Source organism: Pseudoduganella lurida, assembly GCF_007830455.1.
In the GTDB taxonomy this organism is placed as follows: Bacteria; Pseudomonadota; Gammaproteobacteria; order Burkholderiales; family Burkholderiaceae_D; genus Rugamonas; species Rugamonas lurida.
On the sequence record NZ_VLLB01000004.1, the window covers coordinates 290,556 to 312,435 of the forward strand.

General features: G+C 65.2%; 21 protein-coding genes. 5 read left to right on the forward strand and 16 right to left on the reverse strand.

The annotated features are described in order from the left end of the window. Window positions 1-59 precede the first annotated feature (59 nt). Genes trmD through rpsP form a run of 3 tightly spaced genes read right to left on the reverse strand, consistent with a single transcriptional unit; the run spans window position 60 to window position 1,654 of the window. A complete protein-coding gene (gene trmD / locus IP91_RS13720) occupies window positions 60-821 on the reverse strand; it encodes a tRNA (guanosine(37)-N1)-methyltransferase TrmD (RefSeq protein WP_145649625.1) in 762 nt (253 codons plus the stop codon). A 21-nt stretch (window positions 822-842) separates the two neighbouring features. Then, entirely contained in the window at window positions 843-1,388 is a 546-nt protein-coding gene (gene rimM / locus IP91_RS13725; protein WP_145649626.1) for a ribosome maturation factor RimM, read from the reverse strand. Between the two features lie 20 nt (window positions 1,389-1,408). Continuing rightward, a complete protein-coding gene (rpsP, locus tag IP91_RS13730) occupies window positions 1,409-1,654 on the reverse strand; it encodes a 30S ribosomal protein S16 (RefSeq protein WP_145649628.1) in 246 nt (81 codons plus the stop codon). A 211-nt stretch (window positions 1,655-1,865) separates the two neighbouring features. Here rpsP and IP91_RS13735 point away from each other — a divergent pair, with 211 nt between their 5' ends. Both IP91_RS13735 and IP91_RS26700 read left to right on the forward strand, forming a co-directional pair. Continuing rightward, on the forward strand, window positions 1,866-2,297 hold the full coding sequence (locus IP91_RS13735) for an NINE protein (protein WP_145649630.1): 432 nt from the start codon (window positions 1,866-1,868) through the stop codon (window positions 2,295-2,297). A 164-nt stretch (window positions 2,298-2,461) separates the two neighbouring features. Further along, window positions 2,462-2,893 (forward strand): glycine zipper 2TM domain-containing protein, encoded by a 432-nt coding sequence (locus IP91_RS26700; protein WP_145649631.1) that lies wholly within the window; start codon window positions 2,462-2,464, stop codon window positions 2,891-2,893. A 236-nt stretch (window positions 2,894-3,129) separates the two neighbouring features. Here IP91_RS26700 and IP91_RS13745 read toward each other — a convergent pair whose 3' ends face one another. The 7 genes from IP91_RS13745 to ugpQ form a co-directional block, all read right to left on the reverse strand. After that, a complete protein-coding gene (locus tag IP91_RS13745; protein ID WP_145649633.1) occupies window positions 3,130-4,740 on the reverse strand; it encodes a methyl-accepting chemotaxis protein in 1,611 nt (536 codons plus the stop codon). Between the two features lie 358 nt (window positions 4,741-5,098). After that, window positions 5,099-6,889, reverse strand: a complete 1,791-nt coding sequence (locus IP91_RS13750) for an acyl-CoA dehydrogenase (RefSeq protein WP_145649634.1) — start codon at window positions 6,887-6,889, stop codon at window positions 5,099-5,101. Window positions 6,890-6,971: 82 nt separating this feature from the next. Beyond that, complete coding sequence (locus IP91_RS13755) at window positions 6,972-7,904, reverse strand: electron transfer flavoprotein subunit alpha/FixB family protein (protein ID WP_145649636.1); 933 nt, start codon at window positions 7,902-7,904, stop codon at window positions 6,972-6,974. 19 nt (window positions 7,905-7,923) lie between these two features. Beyond that, window positions 7,924-8,673: an electron transfer flavoprotein subunit beta/FixA family protein gene (locus tag IP91_RS13760; RefSeq protein ID WP_145649638.1), complete on the reverse strand. Its 750-nt coding sequence runs from the start codon at window positions 8,671-8,673 to the stop codon at window positions 7,924-7,926. A gap of 228 nt (window positions 8,674-8,901) precedes the next feature. After that, the gene (locus IP91_RS13765) at window positions 8,902-9,129 is read right to left on the reverse strand and encodes a sulfurtransferase TusA family protein (protein WP_145649828.1); all 228 of its coding nucleotides are present in this window, start codon (window positions 9,127-9,129) and stop codon (window positions 8,902-8,904) included. A 448-nt stretch (window positions 9,130-9,577) separates the two neighbouring features. Continuing rightward, a complete protein-coding gene (alaS, locus tag IP91_RS13770) occupies window positions 9,578-12,187 on the reverse strand; it encodes an alanine--tRNA ligase (RefSeq protein WP_145649639.1) in 2,610 nt (869 codons plus the stop codon). A gap of 69 nt (window positions 12,188-12,256) precedes the next feature. Continuing rightward, window positions 12,257-13,000, reverse strand: coding sequence for a glycerophosphodiester phosphodiesterase (ugpQ, locus tag IP91_RS13775; RefSeq protein ID WP_145649641.1), 744 nt, complete (start codon window positions 12,998-13,000; stop codon window positions 12,257-12,259). 66 nt (window positions 13,001-13,066) lie between these two features. Here ugpQ and IP91_RS13780 point away from each other — a divergent pair, with 66 nt between their 5' ends. Continuing rightward, on the forward strand, window positions 13,067-14,302 hold the full coding sequence (locus IP91_RS13780) for a CaiB/BaiF CoA transferase family protein (protein ID WP_145649643.1): 1,236 nt from the start codon (window positions 13,067-13,069) through the stop codon (window positions 14,300-14,302). A gap of 280 nt (window positions 14,303-14,582) precedes the next feature. Here the strand turns inward: IP91_RS13780 and IP91_RS13785 are convergent, their stop codons facing one another. Together IP91_RS13785 and IP91_RS13790 are read right to left on the reverse strand one after the other, a co-directional pair. After that, on the reverse strand, window positions 14,583-14,909 hold the full coding sequence (locus IP91_RS13785) for a hypothetical protein (protein ID WP_145649645.1): 327 nt from the start codon (window positions 14,907-14,909) through the stop codon (window positions 14,583-14,585). 112 nt (window positions 14,910-15,021) lie between these two features. Further along, entirely contained in the window at window positions 15,022-16,245 is a 1,224-nt protein-coding gene (locus tag IP91_RS13790; RefSeq protein ID WP_145649646.1) for an MFS transporter, read from the reverse strand. A 96-nt stretch (window positions 16,246-16,341) separates the two neighbouring features. Between IP91_RS13790 and IP91_RS13795 the strand changes: the two genes are divergently transcribed. Next, window positions 16,342-17,241, forward strand: coding sequence for a LysR substrate-binding domain-containing protein (locus IP91_RS13795; protein ID WP_145649647.1), 900 nt, complete (start codon window positions 16,342-16,344; stop codon window positions 17,239-17,241). Between the two features lie 71 nt (window positions 17,242-17,312). On the opposite strand, the gene IP91_RS13800 is transcribed toward IP91_RS13795, so the two are convergent. From IP91_RS13800 to IP91_RS13815, 4 genes are read right to left on the reverse strand one after another with little or no spacing between them, the layout of a single operon-like run. After that, a complete protein-coding gene (locus IP91_RS13800) occupies window positions 17,313-18,197 on the reverse strand; it encodes a hypothetical protein (protein ID WP_145649648.1) in 885 nt (294 codons plus the stop codon). Next, a complete protein-coding gene (locus tag IP91_RS13805; RefSeq protein WP_145649649.1) occupies window positions 18,197-18,994 on the reverse strand; it encodes a hypothetical protein in 798 nt (265 codons plus the stop codon). Before IP91_RS13805 ends, IP91_RS13800 begins: the two co-directional genes overlap by 1 nt. Further along, window positions 18,994-19,500, reverse strand: coding sequence for a hypothetical protein (locus IP91_RS13810; RefSeq protein ID WP_145649650.1), 507 nt, complete (start codon window positions 19,498-19,500; stop codon window positions 18,994-18,996). The genes IP91_RS13805 and IP91_RS13810 overlap by 1 nt, the downstream gene beginning before the upstream one ends. Window positions 19,501-19,537: 37 nt before the next feature. Then, a complete protein-coding gene (locus IP91_RS13815; protein ID WP_145649651.1) occupies window positions 19,538-19,831 on the reverse strand; it encodes a DnaJ domain-containing protein in 294 nt (97 codons plus the stop codon). A 131-nt stretch (window positions 19,832-19,962) separates the two neighbouring features. Here IP91_RS13815 and IP91_RS13820 point away from each other — a divergent pair, with 131 nt between their 5' ends. Then, entirely contained in the window at window positions 19,963-21,741 is a 1,779-nt protein-coding gene (locus IP91_RS13820; protein ID WP_145649652.1) for a glutamine--tRNA ligase/YqeY domain fusion protein, read from the forward strand. Window positions 21,742-21,880: the final 139 nt, after the last annotated feature.

Consider the following 21,880-nt stretch of genomic DNA (forward strand, 5'->3'; position numbering starts at 1 on the left):
GAGGATGGGGTTTGACAAGCGGCCCCAGGATTACCCCGTGGTCCGCACACTTGCTACGCTTACTCCACAGGTTTTATGAAACCTGCCAAAAACTTTTCGTCCCGCTTCGTCAGCAGGCCCGCCGTGCGGGCCGCCTCGAGGAGGTCGGGACGTTTCGTGACCGTCGCTTCCAGCATGCGCTCGCGGCGCCACTTGACGATCTCCGCGTGGTTCCCGCCCAGCAGCACCGGCGGCACCGTCACGCCTTCGTACACTTCCGGCCGCGTGTAATGCGGCGAATCGAGCAGGCCGTTCACGAAGCTGTCCTCGACGGCCGACGCATCCGTGTTCAGCACGCCGGGCAGCAGCCGCACCACGGCATCCATCAGCGCCATCGCCGGCAGTTCGCCGCCGGACAGCACGAAGTCGCCCAGGCTGATCTCCTCGTCGACGCAGCGGTCCAGCAGGCGCTGGTCCACCGCTTCGTAGCGGCCGCACAGGATCACGAGTCCCGGTTCCGCCTTCAGTTCCACGACCTTCCGGTGCGTCAGCTGCCGGCCTTGCGGGGACATGAACACCACGCGCGGCGCCGGCAGGCCGGCCACCTGCTGGCGCGCTTTCGCGGCCGCGATGGTCGCCTCCAGCGGTTTCGCCAGCATCACCATGCCGGGACCGCCGCCATACGGCCGGTCGTCCACGGTACGGTGGTTATCGGTCGTGAAATCGCGCGGATTCCACAGGTTCAGCCCCCACCGCCCCTGCTCGTGAGCACGACGGGTAACGCCGGACTGCGTGAGCGCGGCGAACATGTCGGGGAACAGCGTGATGACGTCAAATTGCATGCGCGTACTGCATCGGTCGGATCAGAAATCCAGGCCCCAGTCCACGACGATCTTCTTCGCTTCCTTGTCCACCTTGTTGATGAACTGGTCCACGAACGGAATCAGGCGTTCGGCCGATTCCGGCGCGCTGGCATCCTTGATGCGCAGGATCGATTGCGGTCCGTTGCTCATCATGTCGACCACCGTGCCGAGGCGTTCGCCCTGCAGGTTCTCGACGTCCAGGCCGATCAGCTCGGCCCAGTAGAATTCGTTCTCGTCTTCCAGTTCCGGGAACTGGCTGCGCGGGACAAGCACCGCGGCGCCTTTCAGCGCTTCTGCCATGTCGCGGTCGGTGATACCGACAAGCGTTGCCACCACGTCGCCGGAATGCAGGCGGGCCCGCTTGACGTCCACGTCATGCAGGCCTGGTTTGTCCAGCCACCAGGTGGTTGCTGCCAGCAAGGCATCGGCATCGGTGGAGAACGGACGGATCCTGACTCCTCCCACCACCCCGTAGGCGCCGGCGATGAATCCCACCTGCGCCAGGTCCCCGGGGATTTCCACCCCGGAAGCGGTCTTGCTGGTCAACTTGGACTACGCTCTGAAACTTAGGCGGCTTTTTGCGAAGCGACCAGGCGGGCAACGGCTGGCGACAGCTGGGCGCCAACGCCTTCCCAGTACGACAGACGGTCTGCAGCGACGCGGAAGGTCACTTCCTGGCCCGATGCCATCGGGTTGTAGAAGCCGATACGCTCGACGAAGCGGCCGTCACGACGATTGCGGGAATCGGTTGCAACGATGTTGTAGAAAGGGCGCTTCTTGGCGCCACCACGAGCTAAACGAATAACGACCATAATATTTCCAATAAGTGTGCTGAGACGGAAAAGCCGCCGATTATAGCGTGCTTCACACAGTCCCAGCAAGAATTAAAGAGGGTGGTGAGTGTTGGGGTAATCCATGATTATTACCTGTTTGGCCCCTGGCGGCAACCGCAAATTGCTCGCCATGCCACACAAACGGGACAATATCCCCGATACTGCGAGCTCTTCAGCAACCGTGACCGCCATGCGCTCCCCACCGCCCTTCCCGCCGCACAAATATCGCACGCTGGCCACGCTGCTGGCCTTCGTCTTCGGCGGCCTCGGCCTGCACCGCTTCTACCTGAAGGGCTTCCACGACCGCTGGGGCTGGCTGCATGCCGCGGCGCTGCCGGCCTGCGGCATCGTCATGTCGCTGGCGCCGCGGGCGGACTGGTTCTACTGGTACCTGCCGCTGACGCTGTCGGTGCTGGCCGGCTGCCTGGAAGCGCTGGTGCTGGGCCTCACGCCGGACGACCGATGGGATGCCCGCTACAACCAGGGTTCGGGCCGCCAGTCCGCCTCGCGCTGGCCGCTGGCCGTGGTCATCGTCGCGACGATGATGGTAGGGGCCGGCCTGCTGATCGCCACGATGGCCCGGCTGTTCGACCTGCTGTATACGGGTGGTGCCTACGGCTGACGTTTCATCATGCCGGGGCGGCGAGCCTTTCCGTTCGGGCGGCGCTTGCAGCCGGAAGACCTCACCGGGCGGACATCGGCACTTTACAAGCGATTACAATTGGACAACCGTGCGCGCCGTCGCCCCGCCTATACTGGGGCCATCGAAACATAACGGAGAACAACATGAACGCTCGCGCCACCCTCACCTCCCTCGCCCTCGCCACCACGCTGTCCACCACGCTGATGGCCGGTGCCCAGGCAGCCCCGAATCACCGCAACGTGTGCAATGACTGCGGCAAAGTGACGAGCGTCCGCGTCGTGCAGGAAGACGGCCACGGCAATGCCGGCGGCGCCATCGTGGGCGGCCTGGCCGGCGGCCTGCTGGGCAACCAGGTCGGCAGCGGCGGTGGCCGCACGCTGGCAACGGTCGCCGGTGCTGTAGGCGGTGCCTACGCCGGCAAGCACGTGCAGGGCAAGATGAACAAGGTGCAGGTGTGGAACGTCAACGTGCACTTCAACAACGGCCGCAACCAGACCTACCGCTTCGAGCACAACCCCGACCTGCGCAAGGGCGACCGCGTGCGCAAGGACCACGGCACGATCGTGCGTGGCTAAGGCTACGGCCCAGTTCGTGTCCACCCTGGGGTCAGACCCCGACAAAGACACGAGCTGAGCAGTATCCTGTCGGTCAATAACTGCGATGTCCCGATCGGATCTTGTTCGGGGATGGACATACCAGGTGCACTGTCGAGCTTGTGTCCATGTCGGGGTCTGACCCCAAGGTGGACACGAACTGAGCAGTAAAAGCAAAAGCCCCGCGATGCGGGGCTTTTTGCATTGCAGCGTACGGATCAGGCGGCGAGCAGCGGATGCTTCGTGACGCCCAGGCGCGGTGCGCTGCTGCTGGCGGGCAGCTGGAACACGCTGACGAGGCCGGACAGCTCCTTCGCCTGGTCCTGCAGCGAGGCGGCAGCGGCGGCCGCTTCCTCGACCAGCGCGGCGTTCTGCTGGGTGGTGGCATCCATGTCGCTGACGGCCTGGTTGATCTGCTGGATGCCCGCTTCCTGCTCGTGCGTGGCGTTGCTGATTTCGCCAACGACCGACGTCATGCGCTCAACGCTGGCGACGACTTCGCGCATCGTGGCGCCGGCCCGGTTGACCAGCGCGCTGCCCTGCTCCACCTGGCTGACGGAATCCGTGATCAGCGCCTTCACTTCCTGCGCGGCGCTGGCCGAGCGCTGCGCCAGGTTGCGCACTTCGCTGGCAACGACGGCAAAGCCGCGGCCCTGTTCGCCGGCGCGGGCTGCCTCCACCGCCGCATTCAGGGCCAGGATATTGGTCTGGAACGCGATGCCGTCGATCACGGCGATGATGTCGACGATCTTCTTGGCGGAGGCATCGATCGATTCCATCGTGCGCACCACTTCGCCGACCGCCTCGCCGCCCTGGGAGGCCACGGCGCGCGTGGCTTCGGCCATTTCGGCGGCGGTGCGCGCACTGCCGGCATTGTGGCTGACGGCCGCGGCCAGTTCTTCCATCGACGATGCCGTTTCCTCCAGCGCGCTGGCCTGCTGCTCGGTACGCGAGGACAGGTCCAGGTTGCCGGTGGCGATTTCATCCGACGCGCTGGTGATCGTTTCGGTGCCGCTGCGCACCTGCGCCACGATGCCGCCCAAGCTGTCGCTCATCGCGCGCAGCGCCTCCAGCAGCTGGCCCGTTTCGTCGCTGCTGCGCACATCGATCTGCGTACGCAGGTCGCCGGCGGCCACCGTCTGCGCCACGGCCACGGCCTGTGCCAGCGGCTTCGTGATGGAACGCGACGTGAAGCGGGCGATGGCAAAGCCGGCCACCACAGCCAGTGCCGTCAGGCCGAAGACGACCATACGGGCCGTCTCGTAGGCCTTTTCGCCCTCTTCCTTTTCGTCCTCATTGATCTTTTCCTCGCGCGCCACCAGGTCCGTCAGCGCCGCCTGCCACTGGAACTGGATCGGCCGCACTTCATGCAGCAGCACACGGGTGGCTTCGTCGCGCTCGTGCGCCAGGCCGAGGGCGCTGGCCTTCTCGATCAGCGGCTGGATGTCGCGGGACAGGCCCTGGATCTTCGCCAGCAGCGCACGCTCCTCGGCACCGGCATTGTTTGCCTCGAACAGCTTGCTCAGGCTGGCATTCGATTCCGCATAGCGGGCCGCATCCTTCTCGATCCGTTTCACTTCCGGTTCCAGCTCCTTCGCGTCCGTCAGCAGCGCCAGGTTACGCAGGGCGATCATGCGGTCCACCACATCGGAACGCATCTCCGAGGCGAGATGGATGCCCGTATTGTTGACCTCGGTAACCCGGCGCAGGTCGGACTGCAGGGCCGCCATATTGTGCAGGCCAAGCCAGGCGATTCCCAGCAACAGTGCCAGCACGGCCGTGAACCCTGCGGACAGCCGGGTACCGATTTTGAGGTTCTGAAGATTCATTTGCGAAAGGAAAAAACGATGAATTTGACGGAATTGAGGAAATCGACGTCATGTTGACGTTAAGATTTCGTTTAGTCAACTCAAAATGCGCAAATGAAATATTTTATCGATGAACTGTTACAAGTGAGCAACGATCAAATGGTGTGGCCTGGGAAACACTTGACTTCGCTGCACGTCCTGGACAATCACGATCCCGCGCAGTGGCTGGAAGTGCGTCGCTGGGCGTCTACAGTTGTGTGCGTGATCGCTGCGCTTGCAGGGAAACCAACCGAAAGCGTTAGCCATGCAACTTCCAGGCAAGGGGACGACGCCAAAAAAAACGCCGGCATTGGCCGGCGTTCACAGAGGGAACTGCCCTTCAGAACTGATCTTCCGCCAGCGCCAGCACACTGGCATGCCCATCGACGATCGCGGCGCGCAGCGCGCCGGACTGCACCAGCACGTGCTCGGCAAAGAAGCGCGCGGTGGCGATCTTGGCGGTGTAGAACGCCGCATCGCCATTCCCTTCGGCCAGTTTCTGCTGTGCCACCAGTGCGGCACGCGCCATCTGCCAGCCGCCCAGCACGATGCCGGCCAGCTTCAGGTACGGCACGCTGCCCGCGAACACCGCCTTGACATCGCTCTTCGCATTGGCCAGCACGAACGCCACCACCGCTTCCAGGTCGGCCGCGCCCTGCTCCAGGCGCTGGCGAATGGCAGCGAACGCCGTATCTTCCGTTTCCCCCAGCTGCGTGCCGGTCGCCCGCACCTGCGCGATCAGGTGCTGCGCGACCTTGCCGCCATCGCGCAGCGTCTTGCGGCCCACCAGGTCATTGGCCTGGATGGCCGTGGTGCCTTCGTAGATCGTGAGGATCTTCGCATCGCGATAATGCTGGGCGGCACCCGTCTCCTCGATGAAGCCCATGCCGCCATGCACCTGCACGCCGTCGCGCGCCACGTTTTCGCTCAGCTCCGTCGACCAGCCCTTGATGACGGGAACCAGGTATTCATAGATCGCGTGATGCGCGGCGCGCGTCTCTTCATCTTCGTGATGACGGGCGATATCGTGGTAGCTGGCGCCCACGTAAGCCAGCGCCCGCGCCGCTTCGGTCTGCGCGCGCATCGACATCAGCATGCGCCGCACGTCCGGGTGGTGGATGATGGTGACGGGGCCGCTTGATCCGGCCACGTCGCGCGACTGCACGCGGTCGCGGGCGAAGGCCACCGCCTGCTGGTACGCGTTCTCGGCCAGGCCGATGCCCTGCATGCCCACGCCGAAGCGGGCCGCGTTCATCATGATGAACATGTATTCCAGGCCGCGGTTTTCCTCGCCCACCAGGGTGCCGATGGCGCCGCCGTGGTCGCCGAACTGCAGCACCGCCGTGGGACTGGCCTTGATGCCCAGCTTGTGCTCGATGGAGACGCACTGCACGTCATTGCGCGCGCCGAGCGAACCATCCTCGTTGACCAGGAACTTCGGCACGATGAACAGCGAAATGCCCTTCACGCCCGGCGGCGCATCCGGCGTGCGCGCCAGCACGAGGTGGACGATGTTCTCCGTCATGTCGTGCTCGCCGTACGTGATGAAGATCTTGGTGCCGAACACTTTATAGGTGCCATCGCCCTGCGGTTCGGCGCGCGTGCGCACGGCCGCCAGGTCGGAGCCGGCCTGCGGCTCCGTCAGGTTCATCGTGCCGGTCCACTTGCCCGTCACCAGCGGCGCCAGGTAGGTCGCCTTCTGCGCATCGCTGCCGGCCGTCAGCAGCGCCTCGATCGCCCCGTCCGACAGCAGTGCCACCAGCGCGAACGACAGGTTGGCGCCGTGCAGCATCTCGACGCACGGCGTGCCGACCAGCTTCGGCAGGCCCTGGCCGCCGAACTCCTGCGGATGCTGCAGGCCCTGCCAGCCGGCTTCGCCGAACTGGCGGAACGCTTCCTTGAAGCCTTTCGAGGTGGTCACCTGGCCGTCGTGCCAGTAGCTCGGCTCCTTGTCGCCGGCGTGGTTCAGGGGCGCGATCACGCCGCTGACGAACTTGGCATTCTCTTCCAGTACTGCTTCGGCCGTGTCGCGGGTGGCGTCCTCGCAGCCGGGCAGCGCGCTGATGGCGTCCAGGTTGGCCAGTTCGTTCATCACGAACAGCATGTCCTTGATCGGGGCTTGATAGCTCATTGTCGTCTCCAGTAAAAAAGCCACGGTGGCAAGGCGGTGGGCCTGGCCAGCGTGGCTCGTTGTCAGCGTAGCCTTGGGGTTCTTAGCCCAGTTCTTTCACCAGTTGCGGCACGACCTCGAACAGGTCGCCCACGATGCCGTAGTCGGCCACCGAGAAGATCGGCGCTTCCGGATCCTTGTTGATCGCCACGATCGTCTTCGAATCCTTCATGCCGGCCAGGTGCTGGATCGCGCCGGAAATACCGACGGCGATGTACAGCGACGGTGCGACGATCTTGCCGGTCTGGCCCACCTGCCAGTCGTTCGGCACGAAGCCGGCATCGACGGCGGCGCGCGAGGCACCCATGGCGGCGTTCAGCTTGTCGGCCAGCGGTTCCAGCACCTTGAAGTTGTCGGCCGAGCCGATGCCGCGGCCGCCGGAGACGATGATCTTCGCGGCGGTCAGTTCCGGACGGTCCGACTTGGCCACTTCGCGGCCCACGAACGACGACTTGCCGGAATCGGCCACGGCCGTCAGGTTTTCCGTGGCGGCCGAACCGCCGGTAGCGGCCGCCGAATCGAAGCCCGTGGTGCGGACGGTGATGACCTTCACGCTGTCGGACGACTGCACGGTGGCGATCGCGTTGCCGGCGTAGATCGGGCGCTCGAACGTGTCGGGCGCGTCGACCTTGGTGATTTCGGAGATCTGCGCCACGTCCAGCTTGGCGGCCACGCGCGGCAGGATGTTCTTGCCGTACGCGGTGGCCGGGGCCAGGATGTGGCTGTAGCTGCCGGCGATCGCGAGGATCTGCTCGGCCACGTTCTCGGCCAGGCCGTCGGCGAAGTGCGGCGCGTCGGCGACCAGCACCTTCGTGACGCCGGCGATCTGCGCGGCGGCCTGCACGGCGGCGGCGGCATTCGAGCCGGCGACCAGCACGTGGACTTCGCCGCCGCACTGGGCTGCGGCGGTCACGGTGTGGTGGGTGCTGCCTTTCAGGCTGGCGTTGTCGTGTTCTGCGATGACGAGTGCGACCATGATGGTTCCTTGAATATTTTTAGATGACCTTGGCTTCGGTGCGCAGCTTCTGCACCAGCGTGGCGGCGTCCGGCACCTTGATGCCGGCGGAGCGCTTGGCCGGCTCGGCGACCTTGACCGTCTTCAGGCGCGGCGTCACGTCGACACCCAGGTCTTCCGGCTTGATCGTTTCCAGCGGCTTCTTCTTCGCCTTCATGATGTTCGGCAGCGTCACGTAACGCGGCTCGTTCAGGCGCAGGTCGGTCGTGACGATGGCTGGCAGCGTCAGGGCCACGGTTTCCAGGCCGCCATCCACTTCGCGCGTGACGGTCACCTTGCCGTCTTCCAGGTTGACCTTCGAGGCGAACGTGGCCTGCGGCCAGCCCAGCAGCGCGGCCAGCATCTGGCCCGTCTGGTTCGAATCGTCGTCGATGGCCTGCTTGCCCAGGATGATCAGCTGCGGCTGTTCCTTGTCGGCCAGGGCCTTGAGCAGCTTGGCCACGGCCAGCGGCTCCAGCTCGGCCGTCGTTTCGATCAGCACGCCACGGTCGGCGCCGATCGCCATGCCGGTGCGCAGCGTTTCCTGGCACTGCGTCACGCCGGCCGACACGGCCACCACTTCCGTCACCTTGCCCGATTCCTTCAGGCGCGTCGCCTCTTCCATCGCGATCTCGTCGAACGGGTTCATCGACATTTTGACGTTGGCGATATCGACGCCAGTGCCGTCCGACTTCACGCGCACCTTGACGTTGTAGTCGACCACGCGTTTGACAGGTACCAGGACTTTCATGGGATGCCTTTGAATGATGGATAGTGAAAATGTGGGCTAGATTATAAGAGCTTTTCCACATTGATACAGCGCATTGATACGGATTAAAGCACGATCGTACGATTTTTGGCTGGAGGGCTTCCTCTAAATCGCGGATGCCGGCGCGATCCGGCAAAACAAAGGGACAGTGCCGTTGCCAGGACTGTCCCTTCATGTTCACCCATCCGCCACCGGGGCGGCGAGCTGGTGTTACTTGCGCTGCATCAGAAAAGTGAATTCGGCGCCCAGCTGCACATGCGAGAGCAGCGGATTGCCCGTCTGTTTGGCGAATGCCTGGAAGTCGCGCACGGAACCGGGATCGGTTGCCACGATGCGCAGGACCTGGCCGCTCTCCAGTTCGGCCAGTGCCTTCTTCGCCTTCAGGATCGGCAACGGGCAGTTCAGGCCCCGTGCATCGATTTCCTTATGAAATTCCATGATTTCGGTATCGAGTAGTAAAGTGTCGCTCATCAAATTCTCACCAATTATTGTGCTGAGTCATGACAGTCTACTCCAAAAAGTAGGCGTTGACGCGGTGCACCAAAAGAGATCATACGTCGTTGCATTTTTGCAACGAGAGATTCAGAAAAGGAAAGGGATACTGGAGACAACGGGCATGAATCGGAGTATAGAACAGAAATGGACTCTGCCGCACTGCGTCACGACGGTGCAGTGCGCGCCTCACCGCAGTGCGCCGCCGGGGCTGCCAGGCCGACGAACAGCCCCGTTTTGTGGGCTTTCCAACGACCTGACACGACTGCTCAACCGTCCCTGTCATCTCGGGATCAACATGAATTCCATGCATGAAAAAAAGCGGCCGAAGCCGCTTTCTGCAGTGTCCTGGTGCCTGGCACCGGGACACGAACCTGCCATGCCGTAGCCGGGCTTACACGCGCTGCTCGACCCAGGCCTGCACGGCCGCCAGCGCTTCCGGCAGCGCGGCGGGATTGGTGCCGCCGGCCTGCGCCATGTCGGGACGCCCGCCGCCCTTGCCGCCCACCTGCTGGGCCACGAAGTTCACCAGTTCGCCCGCCTTCACTTTCGTGATGGAATCGGCCGTCACGCCGGCGATCAGGCTGACCTTGTCGCCGCTGACGCTGGCCAGCACGATGGCGGCCGTCTTCAGCTTGTCCTTCAGCTTGTCCATCGTCTCGCGCAGCGCGTTGACATCGGCGCCTTCCAGCGTGGCCGCCAGCACCTTGATGCCCTTGACGTCGACTGCCTTCGTCGCCAGCTCGTCGCCCTGGCCGGATGCCAGCTTCGACTTCAGTGCGTTCAGCTCCTTTTCCAGCGTCTTGACCTGGTCCTGCACCTGGCCGATGCGGGATGTGATTTCTTCCGGCGTGGCCTTCAGTGCGGCCGCGGCCTCGTTCAGGCGGCGCGCCATGCCCTGCACCAGCGCCAGCGCGCCCTCGCCCGTGACGGCTTCCACGCGGCGGATGCCGGCCGCGACACCGCCTTCGGAAACGATCTTGAACAGGCCGATGTCGCCCGTGCGGGTGACGTGCACGCCACCGCACAGCTCCTTCGACGAGCCGATGTCCAGCACGCGCACTTCGTCGCCGTACTTCTCGCCGAACAGCGCCATCGCACCATGCTTCACGGCGTCGTCGAACGACATGTGCTGCGCCTTGACCGGGTGGTTTTCCAGGATCTCGGCGTTGACGATGGCTTCCACTTGCGCGATCTGATCAGGCGTCATCGGCGCGTTGTGGCTGAAGTCGAAACGGGTCTTGTCCGGATCGACCAGCGAGCCCTTCTGCGCCACATGGCCGCCCAGCACTTCGCGCAGCGCCTTGTGCATCAGGTGCGTGGCGGAGTGGTTGCGGATTGTGCGGCCGCGCTTGGCCGTGTCCACCTGGGCGGAGACCTTGTCACCGACCTTCAGCGTGCCGGTGTCCAGCACGCCGTGCTGGCCGAACACGTCCGCCTGGATCTTCAGCGTGTCGTCCACGGTGAACCTGGCGCCGGCGCTCTGGATGACACCCTGGTCGCCCACCTGGCCGCCGGATTCGGCGTAGAACGGCGTGGTGTCCAGCACCACGATGCCGGCTTCGCCTTCCTTCAGCTCCTGCACCGGTGCGCCGTTGGCATACAGCGCGATCACGGACGCGTCGAAGGCCAGCTGCTCGTAGCCGATGAAGCTCGTCTTCGCGCCGCTGTACTCGACGTTGGCGGCCATCTTGAACTTGCCGGCCGCGCGCGCCGTGCGCTTCTGGTTTTCCATGGCGGCCGTGAAGCCTTCTTCGTCGAGCGTGATACCGCGCTCGCGGCAGATGTCGGCCGTCAGGTCCAGCGGGAAGCCGTAGGTGTCGTACAGCGTGAACGCGGTGCCGCCGTCGAGCTTGTGTGGGTCCTTGACCAGCTGCGCCTCGAGGATCTTCATGCCGTTTTCCAGCGTTTCGCCGAAGCGCTCTTCTTCCGTCTTGAGCACCTGCTGCACGTAGGCCAGCTTGTCGGCCAGTTCCGGATAGGCCACGCCCATCTCGATGTTCAGGTCATTGGCCAGCTTGTAGAAGAACGGCTTCGTCTGGCCCAGCTTGTGGCCGTGGCGCAGCGCGCGGCGGATGATGCGGCGCAGGACGTAGCCGTGGCCTTCCGAGCTCGGGATGATGCCGTCGACGATCAGGAAGGACGCGGCGCGGATGTGGTCGGCGATCACGCGCAGCGACTTGCTTTCCAGGTCTTCCGTGCGGGTTTCGCGGGCGGCAGCCTTGATCAGGTTCTGGAACAGGTCGATCTCGTAGTTGCTGTGCACGTGCTGCAGCACGGCGGCCAGGCGTTCCATGCCCATGCCGGTGTCCACGCAGGGCTTCGGCAGCTTCGTCATGTTGCCCGCTTCGTCGCGGTTGAACTGCATGAACACCAGGTTCCAGATCTCGATGAAGCGGTCGCCGTCTTCCTCGGCCGAGCCGGGAGGGCCGCCCCAGATGTCGGCGCCGTGGTCGTAGAAGATCTCGGTGCACGGGCCGCACGGGCCCACGTCGGCCATCTGCCAGAAGTTGTCGGACGCGTAGCGGGCACCCTTGTTGTCGCCGATGCGGATGATGCGCTCTTTCGGCACGCCGATCTCGTTCGCCCAGATGTCGTAGGCTTCGTCGTCTTCCTGGTAGACGGTGACGGTGAGCTTCTCGACCGGCAGGCCGTAGACCTTCGTCAGCAGTTCCCACGCATAGGCGATCGCATCGCGCTTGAAGTAGTCGCCGAAGCTGAAGTTGCCCAGCATCTCGAAGAAGGTGTGGTGGCGCGCCGTGTAGCCGACGTTTTCCAGGTCATTGTGCTTGCCGCCGGCGCGCACGCAGCGCTGCACGGTGGTCGCGCGCGAGTACGGGCGCGTGTCGAGGCCCAGGAACACGTCCTTGAACTGCACCATGCCGGAGTTCGTCAACAGCATGGTCGGGTCGTTGCCCGGTACCAGCGGGCTGGAACGGACGATCGTGTGGCCCTTCGATTCGAAGAATTTGAGGAACTTCTCGCGGATTTCGGATGATTTCATGTCGGTTGGCTAGTGCTGGGGCGCGCGCCCGGGCTGGTTTGGCAAAACGACGATTATACGGTATAGCAATCAATTAAAGTCTGCCCGCAGCAGGTCGATCCGGTCCGTGCAGAGGGCGTCCACGCCCCAGTCCAGCAGCGTGCGCGCCCGCTCGGGAGCGTTGACCGTATAGCAGAAAAGGCCGAATCCGGCGGCCTTCACGGCCCGGGCATGGGCGGCGGTCAGCCCCGCGTGGTGCACGTGCACGGCCAGCACGTCCAGTTCGCGCGCCTGCCCTTCCCAGTCCGGCGGCAGCTCGCGGAACAGGATGCCCCGGGCAAATTCCGGCGCCGCGGCCCGGGCGGCACGCAGCGCGGCGGGACTGAAGGAAGACAGCAGGGGCAGCTGGTCCGATTGCCCTTCGTTGCGGAACAGCTGGCGCAAGGTCTCTGCCACATGGCGGCCGGTGGCCTCGTCGTGGCCCGGGGCGGGCTTCAGTTCGACATTCATCCACAGGGCGTGCGCCTGGCAGTATGCGACGAACGGCTCGAAGCGCGGCACCGGCTCGCCACGGAACGCGTCGCCGAACCAGCTCCCTGCATCGAGCTTGGCGATCTCCGCCGCATCCAGCGCCGTGACGCTGCCGGACGCGCGCACGGTACGGCCGAAATCCGGATCGTGGAGCACCACGGCCTGGCCATCGCGCGCCAGCATCACGTCGAATTCCACGGCCCGGTAGCCATGGCGCAGGCCGGCCGCCAGCCCGGCGATGGTGTTCTCCGGCGCGACGGTGCCGCCGCCCCGGTGGGCGATCATGGTGGGATAGGGCCACATGGACGCCACCTTAGCACGGGCCGATACGTTAATCTACGCTTCTCGCAATAAGGAAATGACAAGAATATGGAGACGAACAAAACCGCCGCGCTGGGCCACCTGCGCGTGCTGGACCTGTCGCGCGTGCTGGCCGGCCCCTGGTGCTCGCAGAACCTGGCAGACCTGGGCGCGGACGTGATCAAGATCGAGCGTCCCGGCAGCGGCGACGACACGCGGGCCTGGGGGCCGCCCTATGCGAAGGATGCCGAGGGGCGCGACACGCGCGAGGCGGCCTACTACCTCGCTGCCAACCGCAACAAGCGCTCGGTTACCGTGGACATCGCCACGGCCGAGGGCCAGGCCATCGTGCGCGAGCTGGCCATGCAGTCGGACGTGGTACTGGAGAACTACAAGGTGGGCCAGCTGGCCCGCTACGGGCTCGACTACGAATCGCTAAAGGCGATCAAGCCGGACCTGGTCTACTGCTCCGTCACCGGCTTCGGCCAGGACGGGCCGTATGCCCACCGGGCCGGCTATGACTTCCTGATCCAGGGCATGGGCGGCCTCATGTCCGTGACGGGCGAGCGCGACGACCTGCCGGGCGGCGGGCCGCAGAAGGCCGGCGTGGCGCTGTGCGACCTGATGACGGGCATGTACGCCACCGTCGCCATCCTGGCCGCGCTCACCCACCGCGACCGCACCGGCGAGGGCCAGTACATCGACATGGCACTGCTGGACGTGCAGGTGGCGATGCTGGCGAACATGGGCAGCAATTACCTCAACAGCGGCAAGGCGCCCCAGCGGTGGGGCAATGCGCACCAGAACATCGTGCCGTACCAGACGTTTGCCTGCGCGGACGGGCACATCATCGTCACGGCCGGCAACGACGGGCAGTACCGCAAATTCGTGGAAGCCGGCGGCCGGGCGGATCTCGCCGCCGATCCGCGCTTCGCCACCAATCCGCTGCGGGTGCAGCATCGCGACGTGCTGGTCCCTTTACTGGCGGAGATGGCGCTGACGAAAACCCGCGACGAGTGGATCGCGCAGCTGGAAGCGGCCGGCGTGCCGTGCGGCCCCATCAACGATCTCGACGATGTGTTCCGCAACGAGCAGGTGCTGGCGCGCGGCATGGTCGTCGACGTGCCCCACCCCACCGCCGGCAGCACGGCCTTGGTGCGCAGCCCGATGCAGTTATCGGCCACGCCGGCCGAGGTGCGCTCCGCGCCTCCAACCCTGGGGCAGCATACCGATGAGGTGCTGGGCGGGCTGCTGGGGCGCAGCGCGGACGATGTCGCGGCACTGCGCGCCCGCGGCGTTCTTTAGGCGCGCCTACTGCCGAGCCCGTGTCCTGGTGCCAGGCACCAGGTCATTGATGAGCCCGTGTCTCGGTGCCAGGCACCGGGATATTGATTGATGAGCCCGTGTCCTGGTGCCAGGCACCGGGACATGCGAAAAAAAACCGCCCGCGCATCCGTCGATGCGGGGCGGCCCAAGGGGCGTCGTGCTGTTGCCGCAGCGGGCCGCGAGGCCGGCGCCGCGACAAGGGCCCAGGTGCCGGCACGGCGCCCTCGCCGCAAGCGGTGCAAAGGTGCAGAGTGCGCTCTCAGTGAAGCTGCTGCTTGAACTCGATGAGCTCGTTGTGCATGTGGTTGACGGCCGATTTCATCTGGCCGGACAGCGGCAGCCCGCTGGTACAGACGCGGCGCGCGCGGGCGCCGAGCAGCTCCATGTCGTCGATCAGCTTGACGATGCGGGCGCGGTCGCGCAGGGCGAGGATTTCCGTGATGCGGTCCGACTGGCGGTCCAGCTTCTGGATGTAGTCGCGCAGTTCGCCAGGCATATTGCGTTCGGCCGACAGCGCCTGCGCGGCGTGGCCGACGGCCAGCTGAAGGCTGCTGAGGCGGCTGCGGAGTTCCTGTTCTCCCAACATGGTTCCCTCCTCTCCATGAACGTTCGGGGCCGCGGCTGCGGCGTTCATGCTTGGAGCGGACTGCGCCGCAAAGGTTGCCCCGGTCCGCCTGCCGGTTGAGCAGGCTCAACGTTCATGCCGGCTGCGGCGCCTCCGGTTCGACCGCGTGGGCCGGCACCGGCGCGAGATGGCGCAGGCGCAGCGCGATCAGCAGGCCACCCGCCAGCAGCACCGCCAGCAGGGCGACAACGGCGTTCCAGCCGCCGTGTCCCCACAGCACGCCGCACAGCCAGCCCACCACGCTGGAGCCGAGGTAGTAGAAGAACAGGTACAGCGCCGAGGCCAGCGCCTGCTGGGTGCGGGTGCGCCGCCCCACCCAGCTGCTGGCGATCGAGTGCGAGGCGAAGAAGGCAAACGTGAACAGCGCCATGCCGGCAACGATGGCGACGAGGTTGTCGGCCAGCGTCAGTAAAAGCCCGGCGAACATCGCGGACATGGTGGCCCACAGCACCCTGCGGCGCCCCAGCCGGTCGGCCAGCTTGCCGGCCCACACGGAGCTGAAGATGCCCAGCAGGTACAGGAAGGAAATGCCGCCGACGATGCTCTGCCGCAGCGAGAACGGCGCGCCCAGCAGCCGGAAGCCGATGAAGTTATAGGCGCTCACGAAACAGCCCATCAGCAGGAACGCCAGCGCGAACAGCCACGGCAGGCCGGCATCGCCCAGGTGGCGGCGGACGCCGGACACCATCTCGTCCAGCCCACCCGCCGTGGCGCGAAAATGGCGCGACGCGGGCAGGCTGCGCCAGAACTCGAACGCGGCCAGCAGCCCGGCCACGCCCATCGCCGCCAGCGCCACGCGCCAGCTGAGAAAGTCGCAGACAACGGACGTGAGCACCCTTCCCAGCATGCCGCCGAACGCGCTGCCGCTGATGTACAGGCCCATCGACAGGCCCAGCGACGCCGGCTCCACCTCTTCGCTGAGGTAGGCCATGGCAATGGCCGGCATGCCACCCAGCGCCACACCGAGCAGCGCGCGCGCCGCTAGGAGCTGGTGGAAATCGTGGGCGACGGCGCAGACGAGCGTCATCAGCGCGGCCAGGAACAGCGCCGTGACCATCATGTTCTTGCGACCCAGCCGGTCCGAGAACGCCGACGACACCAGCAGCGAGACGGCCAGCGCCCCCGTCGAGACCGACAGCGACAGGCTGCTCTGCGCCGGCGTCAGCGCGAACTGGTGGGCCAGCAGCGGCATCAGCGGCTGCACGCAGTACAGCAGCGCAAAGCAGGAGAATCCGCCAAAGAACAGGGCGCGGTTGGTGCGTTTGAAGGCGGGACTGGCAGGAGAGAGGCGGTCCATGGTGCGGCTTTCGGGGACGGGAAACCATCTTAGGATTGCACCGGTATTACTGTCCAATATATATATTGGAAGCGCTTTTGATACTTAAAAAAGATAATGGAACTCCGTCATCTGCGCTACTTCGTTGCCGTTGCCGAAGAGCTGAGCTTCACGCGCGCCGCCGACCGCCTGCACATCGGCCAGCCGCCGCTCAGCCAGCAGATCCAGGCGCTCGAGCACGAGGTGGGCGCGCGCCTGCTGGACCGCAACAAGCGCCGTGTGCTGCTGACCGAAGCGGGCAAGCTGTTCCTGGACGATGCGCGGCGCGTTCTCGCGCTGGCCGACCAGGCGAAGGAGACGGCACGGCGCGCGGAACGGGGCGAAGCGGGCCAGCTGAAGGTAGGTTTTACGTATTCGACGCCGTTCACGCCCCTGTTCGCGACCGTGGTGCGGCGCTACCGCCAGCTGTATCCGGGCGTTCTGCTGACCTTCGTCGAGATGGCCACGCTGCACCAGCTGGAGAAGCTGGAGGCGCGCGAGCTCGACCTCGGCTTCGTGCGCACGGTGGCCGTTCCGCTGCCGGATACGGTGAAGATGACCTCGTTGCGTACCGATCCCTTGCGCGTGGTGCTGCCGGCCGATTCGCCGCTGGCGCGCCAGGACAGCATCGCCGTCAAGGACCTGGCGGGGCAACCGTTCGTCGTGTTCCCGAAGGATGCCGGCACGGGCATCTACCCGCAGCTGTTCCGCCTGTGCCGCGCGGCCGGCTTCACGCCGCAGATCGCGATGGAGGCCGGCGAGGCGTCGACGATCATCGGGCTGGTGGCAGCGGGATGCGGGATTTCGGTGCTGCCCAGCTCGTTCGAGGGCATCCACATGGAGGGTGTCGTCTATCGGCCGCTCGCCGATCCGGAGGCGGCGACATCGCTGCTGCTGGCGCAGCGTACCGATGGCGGGAATGCGATGGTGGCGGCGTTCGTGGCGCTGGCGAGGGAGGCGGCCGCTGCGGAACAGTAAATCGGGGACAGCCACCTATTTTCGGGCATCTTTCCCGAAAATAGGTGGCTGTCCCCGATGTTCTTGCCTGATCAGTCGTAGTCGGGATCGAGCTCGGAGCCGCCGTAGTTCTCCAGCTCGGCGAACAGCGTCTTCATGGCCGTGCGGCCAGGGATGTGCTGGAGCACGGTGCAGCTGTTGCGGTAGACGTCGATGCGATTGAGCAGCACGGGGTGGTGCTGCACGGGCACGGCGGCCACCAGCTGCGCCCAGCCGGCTTCGTAGTCGGCCTCGTAGTTGGCCTTCTTCTTGCGCACCGCCTTCACGAAGCGCTCGAAGTCCTTCTGCCCGGTGCGCGCGACGATGCGGCCGGTCCCTTCGACGGCAAAGATGATCGCCAGCGCAATCACCCCTTCCGCATTCAGGTCGGGATCCTGGACCGGGCCGCCGGTATTGTGGCGGCGCAGCCAGTTGGCCAGCCGGACGACGGCCTGCGCTTCGGTGCGCTGCTTCAGCTGCTCCTGGTAGCGCGCCGGGCCGTCCCAGTTGGCGTTCGGGTCCGTCAGGCAGATCTCGAAGAAGATGTCGCGCAGGCGCCGCTGGGCATACACGGGATCCTGGTCGTACTCGCCCACCAGCGTGTCTTCCGGCATGGCCGACAGGTCCTTCAGCTGGCGGAAGCCGGCCTGGAACGCCGCCTCGGCACCGTGATCGACGAGGAAATCGAGCGCGGCGGCATCGCTGTCGACCGTCATCAGCTGTTCGAGGCCCAGCGACACGCCACCGGTGGTCAGTTGCACGGCGCGCCCGATGCCGTCGGCGGTGCGGTTATTGGTGAATTTCTCCGCCACCATCGCGGTGATGCCGGCCAGTTCGTCGGCCAGCGTCACCGCCGCGTCCGGGCGGGTATCGCCCGGCAGCAGCTTGATGGCGCGCGTGAGTCTCGGCAGGTTTTCGCGGACGAGTGCGGGCAGCATCAGCCGAAGATCCCCGTGCCGACGGTGCGACGCGGCGTGCGGCCGGTGGCGGTGCGCGTGCTCGGCACCTGCTTGCGCAGGCGGTACAGCAGCTCCTTGGTGGAACGCTGCAGCACGGACGGTTCTTCCTCGTCCGGATCGTCGGAATACTCGGCATCGGCCAGGTCGGCGCTGTGGCGGAATTCCGGGAACAGCTCGAACAGCGCGCGGTCCCAGCCATCCTCGCTGGCCTGCGCCAGCGCCACGGCCAGCGGGATCACGTCGTTGTCCGACGACGAATGCGCCGTCAGGTACGAGCCCTTCGAGATCACCTCGCCGGCCACTTCCAGCATCTCCTTCGGTGCCAGCGAGAACACGATGGCAAACACCGTCGCGCCGAAGTCGGAAGCGGACGCTTCCAGCAGCAGCTCGCGGCGGCGCTCTTCATCCTCGGTGCCGAACACCACGCCGTGGATGTGCGCGAACAGCGACTCGGCGATGCGCTCGGGATCGTCCTCGATCATGTCCTCGTTCCACGTGGCGGCGATGTAGGCCAGGCTGGCGGCCCAGGCCTTCGGCGGCACCAGCAGCGTGGCCAGCGACAGCTTGCCGCCGTCGAAGCCGGCCATGTGCAGCGCCGTCACGTGCGGCGGGATGGTTTCCAGCACTTCGGCCACCACCAGGTCGCCGTGCTGCTCGGCGGCATCGGCAAAGGCCTGCTCGGCGTGGCTGATCGAGCCGGCCAGCACCAGTTCCGTCACCTGCTTGCTGATCGCGGGCAGGTAGCTGGGCGACGCGTTGTCTGCGGTATCGGCCATCAGTGGTCTCCTTCCTGGTCGAACATCTGGGTGAAATCGTCGCTCGCGCCGCTCTCTTCGTCATCCACGTCGTCGCCATCGTCGCCTTCGGCCAGCTGGTCGAGCGAGGTGTCGTCGTCGTCCCACATGCGCGGGTGCTTGTGCAGGAAGGCCGTGACGATCGCCTGGCGGCCCAGGTCCGGATGGTTTTCCTCGATGGCGGCCAGCATCTCGGCCGCCGGGCCGTCAGGGCAGGACACGGCAGCGAACACGTGCGCCGGATCGCCGAACTCGAAGTCCTCGGCATCGGCCAGCAGCGCCTTCGGATCGCCGATCTCGATCACGTCCACCAGCGCGAACGCCATCATGTTCAGGTCCTCGATGCCGGAACCGTTGGCATACTCGGTGCGCAGCGCGGTCGTCATCGCCTGGTAGTTCTTGCGGTCCGGCGGATCGCCCAGGATGCCTTCGATCTGTTCGGCCAGTTCGCGCGACTGGAAGGCGAACTCGGGGTGTACTTTTCTCATGTTCAGACTCTCTGTGAAAACGGTGTGCAGCAATACTTCATTCTGCCGGCAGGGTCACGCCGTGCAGGCCGAAGACGGAGCGCCACAGCTGGTAGGCCTCAGCTTCCGGATCGATGATGATGCGGTGGTTGACGCTCTGGTTGTATTCTTCCCGCTTGACGGGGTCGGACAGCACCTCGTACGCCTTGGCGATGGCCTTGAAGCGGGCATCGGCGCCAGGTTCGGGATTGCGGTCGGGATGGAAGCGCATCGCCAGCGACCGGTAGACCTTCTTGATCTCGTCGTCGGTGGCATTGGGTGCCACGCCGAGCACGTTGTACAAATTATCCATGAAGTAACGATGGCCCCGAAAATAAAGACATAAGGGCGAATTATCCTACAGAAAACCGGCGGCCGTCCCGACGCACGCCCTGTCCTACGGTAAAATGGCCCGCTAAATCACTCCCATCCTTGCCTTTTTAAATGAGCAACGACAAAAACACTGCAAAAGGCGCGCCAACCGCGGCGCCGGCACCGAACTTCCTCCGCAACATCGTCGAACATGACCTCGCCACCGGCGCGCACCAGCGCGACGGACTGCCGTCCGTCATCACGCGCTTCCCGCCCGAGCCGAACGGCTACCTGCACATCGGCCACGCCAAGTCGATCTGCCTGAACTTCGGGCTGGCCCGCGACTACCAGGGCCGCTGCCACCTGCGCTTCGACGACACCAATCCGGCCAAGGAAGAGCAGGAATACGTCGACTCGATCATCGACAGCGTGAAATGGCTGGGGTTCGACTGGGAGCACAAGGGCCCGACGGGTGCCGGCAACCACCTGTACTACGCCAGCAATTACTTCGACCAGCTGTACGAGATGGCCGAATACCTGATCACGGCCGGCTACGCCTACGTGGACAGCCAGAGCGCCGAGGACATGGCGGCCAACCGCGGCAATTTCAATACGCCGGGCGTGAATTCGCCGTTCCGCAGCCGTCCTGCCGAAGAATCGCTGCAGCTGTTCCGCGACATGAAGGCCGGCAAGTTCAAGGATGGCGAACACATCCTGCGCGCGAAAATCTCGGAAGACGCGATGAGTTCGCCGAACATGAACCTGCGCGATCCGGCCATCTACCGCATCCGCCATGCGCACCACCACCGCACGGGCGACAAGTGGTGCATCTATCCGATGTACGACTACACGCACCCGATCTCGGACGCGCTGGAAAACATCACCCATTCCATCTGCACGCTGGAGTTCCAGGACCACCGGCCGTTCTACGACTGGCTGCTGGCCACGCTGGCCGAGGGCGGCTTCTTCCAGCAGCCGGTGCCGAAGCAGTATGAATTCGCGCGCCTGAATCTCACCTACATCGTCACGAGCAAGCGCAAGCTGCGCCAGATGGTCGAGGAAGGCATCGTCGACGGCTGGGACGATCCGCGCCTGCCCACGCTGGTGGGCATGCGCCGCCGCGGCTTCACGCCGGAAGGCATCCAGCTCATGGCCGAGCGCACCGGCGTGACGAAGTCGGACGGCTGGATCGACTACGGCGTGCTGGAAGGCGCCGTGCGCGAGGACCTGGACCCGAAGGCGCCGCGCGCGATCGCCGTGCTGAAGCCCTTGAAGCTGATCGTCGATAATTTCGACGCGAACGAGACCGTCGAGTGCAGCTCCCCCGTGCACCCGCACCATCCGGAACTGGGCAACCGCACGTTCCCGTTCACCCGCGAGCTGTGGATCGAGGAAGAAGACTTCATGGAAGTGCCGAGCAAGGGCTACTTCCGCTTCTATCCGCCGATCGGTGACCAGCCGGGCGCCCGCGTGCGCCTGAAGTACGGTTTCGTGGCCGAATGCACGGGCTACGACAAGGATGAAAACGGCAAAGTGGTCGCCGTGCACGTCAACTACTTCCCGGACAGCAAATCGGGCACGGATGGCGCCAACACGTACAAGGTGAAGGGCAATATCCACTGGGTCAGCGCCACTGCCGCGCTGCAGGCCGAAGTGCGCCTGTACGACCGCCTGTTCACGGAGGAAAAGCCGGATGCCGGCGGCAAGGACTTCAAGGAGTTCCTGAACCCGAAGGCGCTGGAAGTCGTCACCGCCTACCTGGAGCCGGGCCTGCAGGACGCGGCGCCGGAGCAGCGCTTCCAGTTCGAGCGCCATGGCTATTTCATTGCCGACCGCGTCGACTCGCAGCCGGGCAAGCCCGTGTTCAACCGGATCGTCACGCTGAAGGACAGCTGGGCCAGCCCGAAGTAAGCGCTCCCCGCTGAAGACAAGCCGCCTCCGGGCGGCTTGTTCATTTTCGGGCACGGCCGCGTCCTGCAACGCTACCAGATAGCAAGTTTTGATACGCCTTGACGTAGCTCATACGCGCTGCCTATATTGCCATGTAGAC

Excerpts from the sequence above, each read along its gene's own strand:
- IP91_RS13735 (WP_145649630.1), top strand. The coding sequence starts at position 1,866 with ATGCGCTCCCCACCGCCCTTCCCGCCGCACAAATATCGCACGCTGGCC.
- IP91_RS13790 (WP_145649646.1), bottom strand. The coding sequence starts at position 16,245 with ATGGACCGCCTCTCTCCTGCCAGTCCCGCCTTCAAACGCACCAACCGC.
- IP91_RS13745 (WP_145649633.1), bottom strand. The coding sequence starts at position 4,740 with ATGAATCTTCAGAACCTCAAAATCGGTACCCGGCTGTCCGCAGGGTTC.
- IP91_RS26700 (WP_145649631.1), top strand. The coding sequence starts at position 2,462 with ATGAACGCTCGCGCCACCCTCACCTCCCTCGCCCTCGCCACCACGCTG.
- IP91_RS13750 (WP_145649634.1), bottom strand. The coding sequence starts at position 6,889 with ATGAGCTATCAAGCCCCGATCAAGGACATGCTGTTCGTGATGAACGAA.
- IP91_RS13810 (WP_145649650.1), bottom strand. The coding sequence starts at position 19,500 with ATGAGAAAAGTACACCCCGAGTTCGCCTTCCAGTCGCGCGAACTGGCC.
- alaS (WP_145649639.1), bottom strand. The coding sequence starts at position 12,187 with ATGAAATCATCCGAAATCCGCGAGAAGTTCCTCAAATTCTTCGAATCG.
- IP91_RS13795 (WP_145649647.1), top strand. The coding sequence starts at position 16,342 with ATGGAACTCCGTCATCTGCGCTACTTCGTTGCCGTTGCCGAAGAGCTG.
- IP91_RS13760 (WP_145649638.1), bottom strand. The coding sequence starts at position 8,673 with ATGAAAGTCCTGGTACCTGTCAAACGCGTGGTCGACTACAACGTCAAG.
- IP91_RS13800 (WP_145649648.1), bottom strand. The coding sequence starts at position 18,197 with ATGCTGCCCGCACTCGTCCGCGAAAACCTGCCGAGACTCACGCGCGCC.
- IP91_RS13805 (WP_145649649.1), bottom strand. The coding sequence starts at position 18,994 with ATGGCCGATACCGCAGACAACGCGTCGCCCAGCTACCTGCCCGCGATC.
- ugpQ (WP_145649641.1), bottom strand. The coding sequence starts at position 13,000 with ATGTGGCCCTATCCCACCATGATCGCCCACCGGGGCGGCGGCACCGTC.
- IP91_RS13815 (WP_145649651.1), bottom strand. The coding sequence starts at position 19,831 with ATGGATAATTTGTACAACGTGCTCGGCGTGGCACCCAATGCCACCGAC.
- trmD (WP_145649625.1), bottom strand. The coding sequence starts at position 821 with ATGCAATTTGACGTCATCACGCTGTTCCCCGACATGTTCGCCGCGCTC.
- IP91_RS13820 (WP_145649652.1), top strand. The coding sequence starts at position 19,963 with ATGAGCAACGACAAAAACACTGCAAAAGGCGCGCCAACCGCGGCGCCG.
- IP91_RS13785 (WP_145649645.1), bottom strand. The coding sequence starts at position 14,909 with ATGTTGGGAGAACAGGAACTCCGCAGCCGCCTCAGCAGCCTTCAGCTG.
- IP91_RS13765 (WP_145649828.1), bottom strand. The coding sequence starts at position 9,129 with ATGGAATTTCATAAGGAAATCGATGCACGGGGCCTGAACTGCCCGTTG.
- IP91_RS13755 (WP_145649636.1), bottom strand. The coding sequence starts at position 7,904 with ATGGTCGCACTCGTCATCGCAGAACACGACAACGCCAGCCTGAAAGGC.
- IP91_RS13780 (WP_145649643.1), top strand. The coding sequence starts at position 13,067 with ATGGAGACGAACAAAACCGCCGCGCTGGGCCACCTGCGCGTGCTGGAC.
- rpsP (WP_145649628.1), bottom strand. The coding sequence starts at position 1,654 with ATGGTCGTTATTCGTTTAGCTCGTGGTGGCGCCAAGAAGCGCCCTTTC.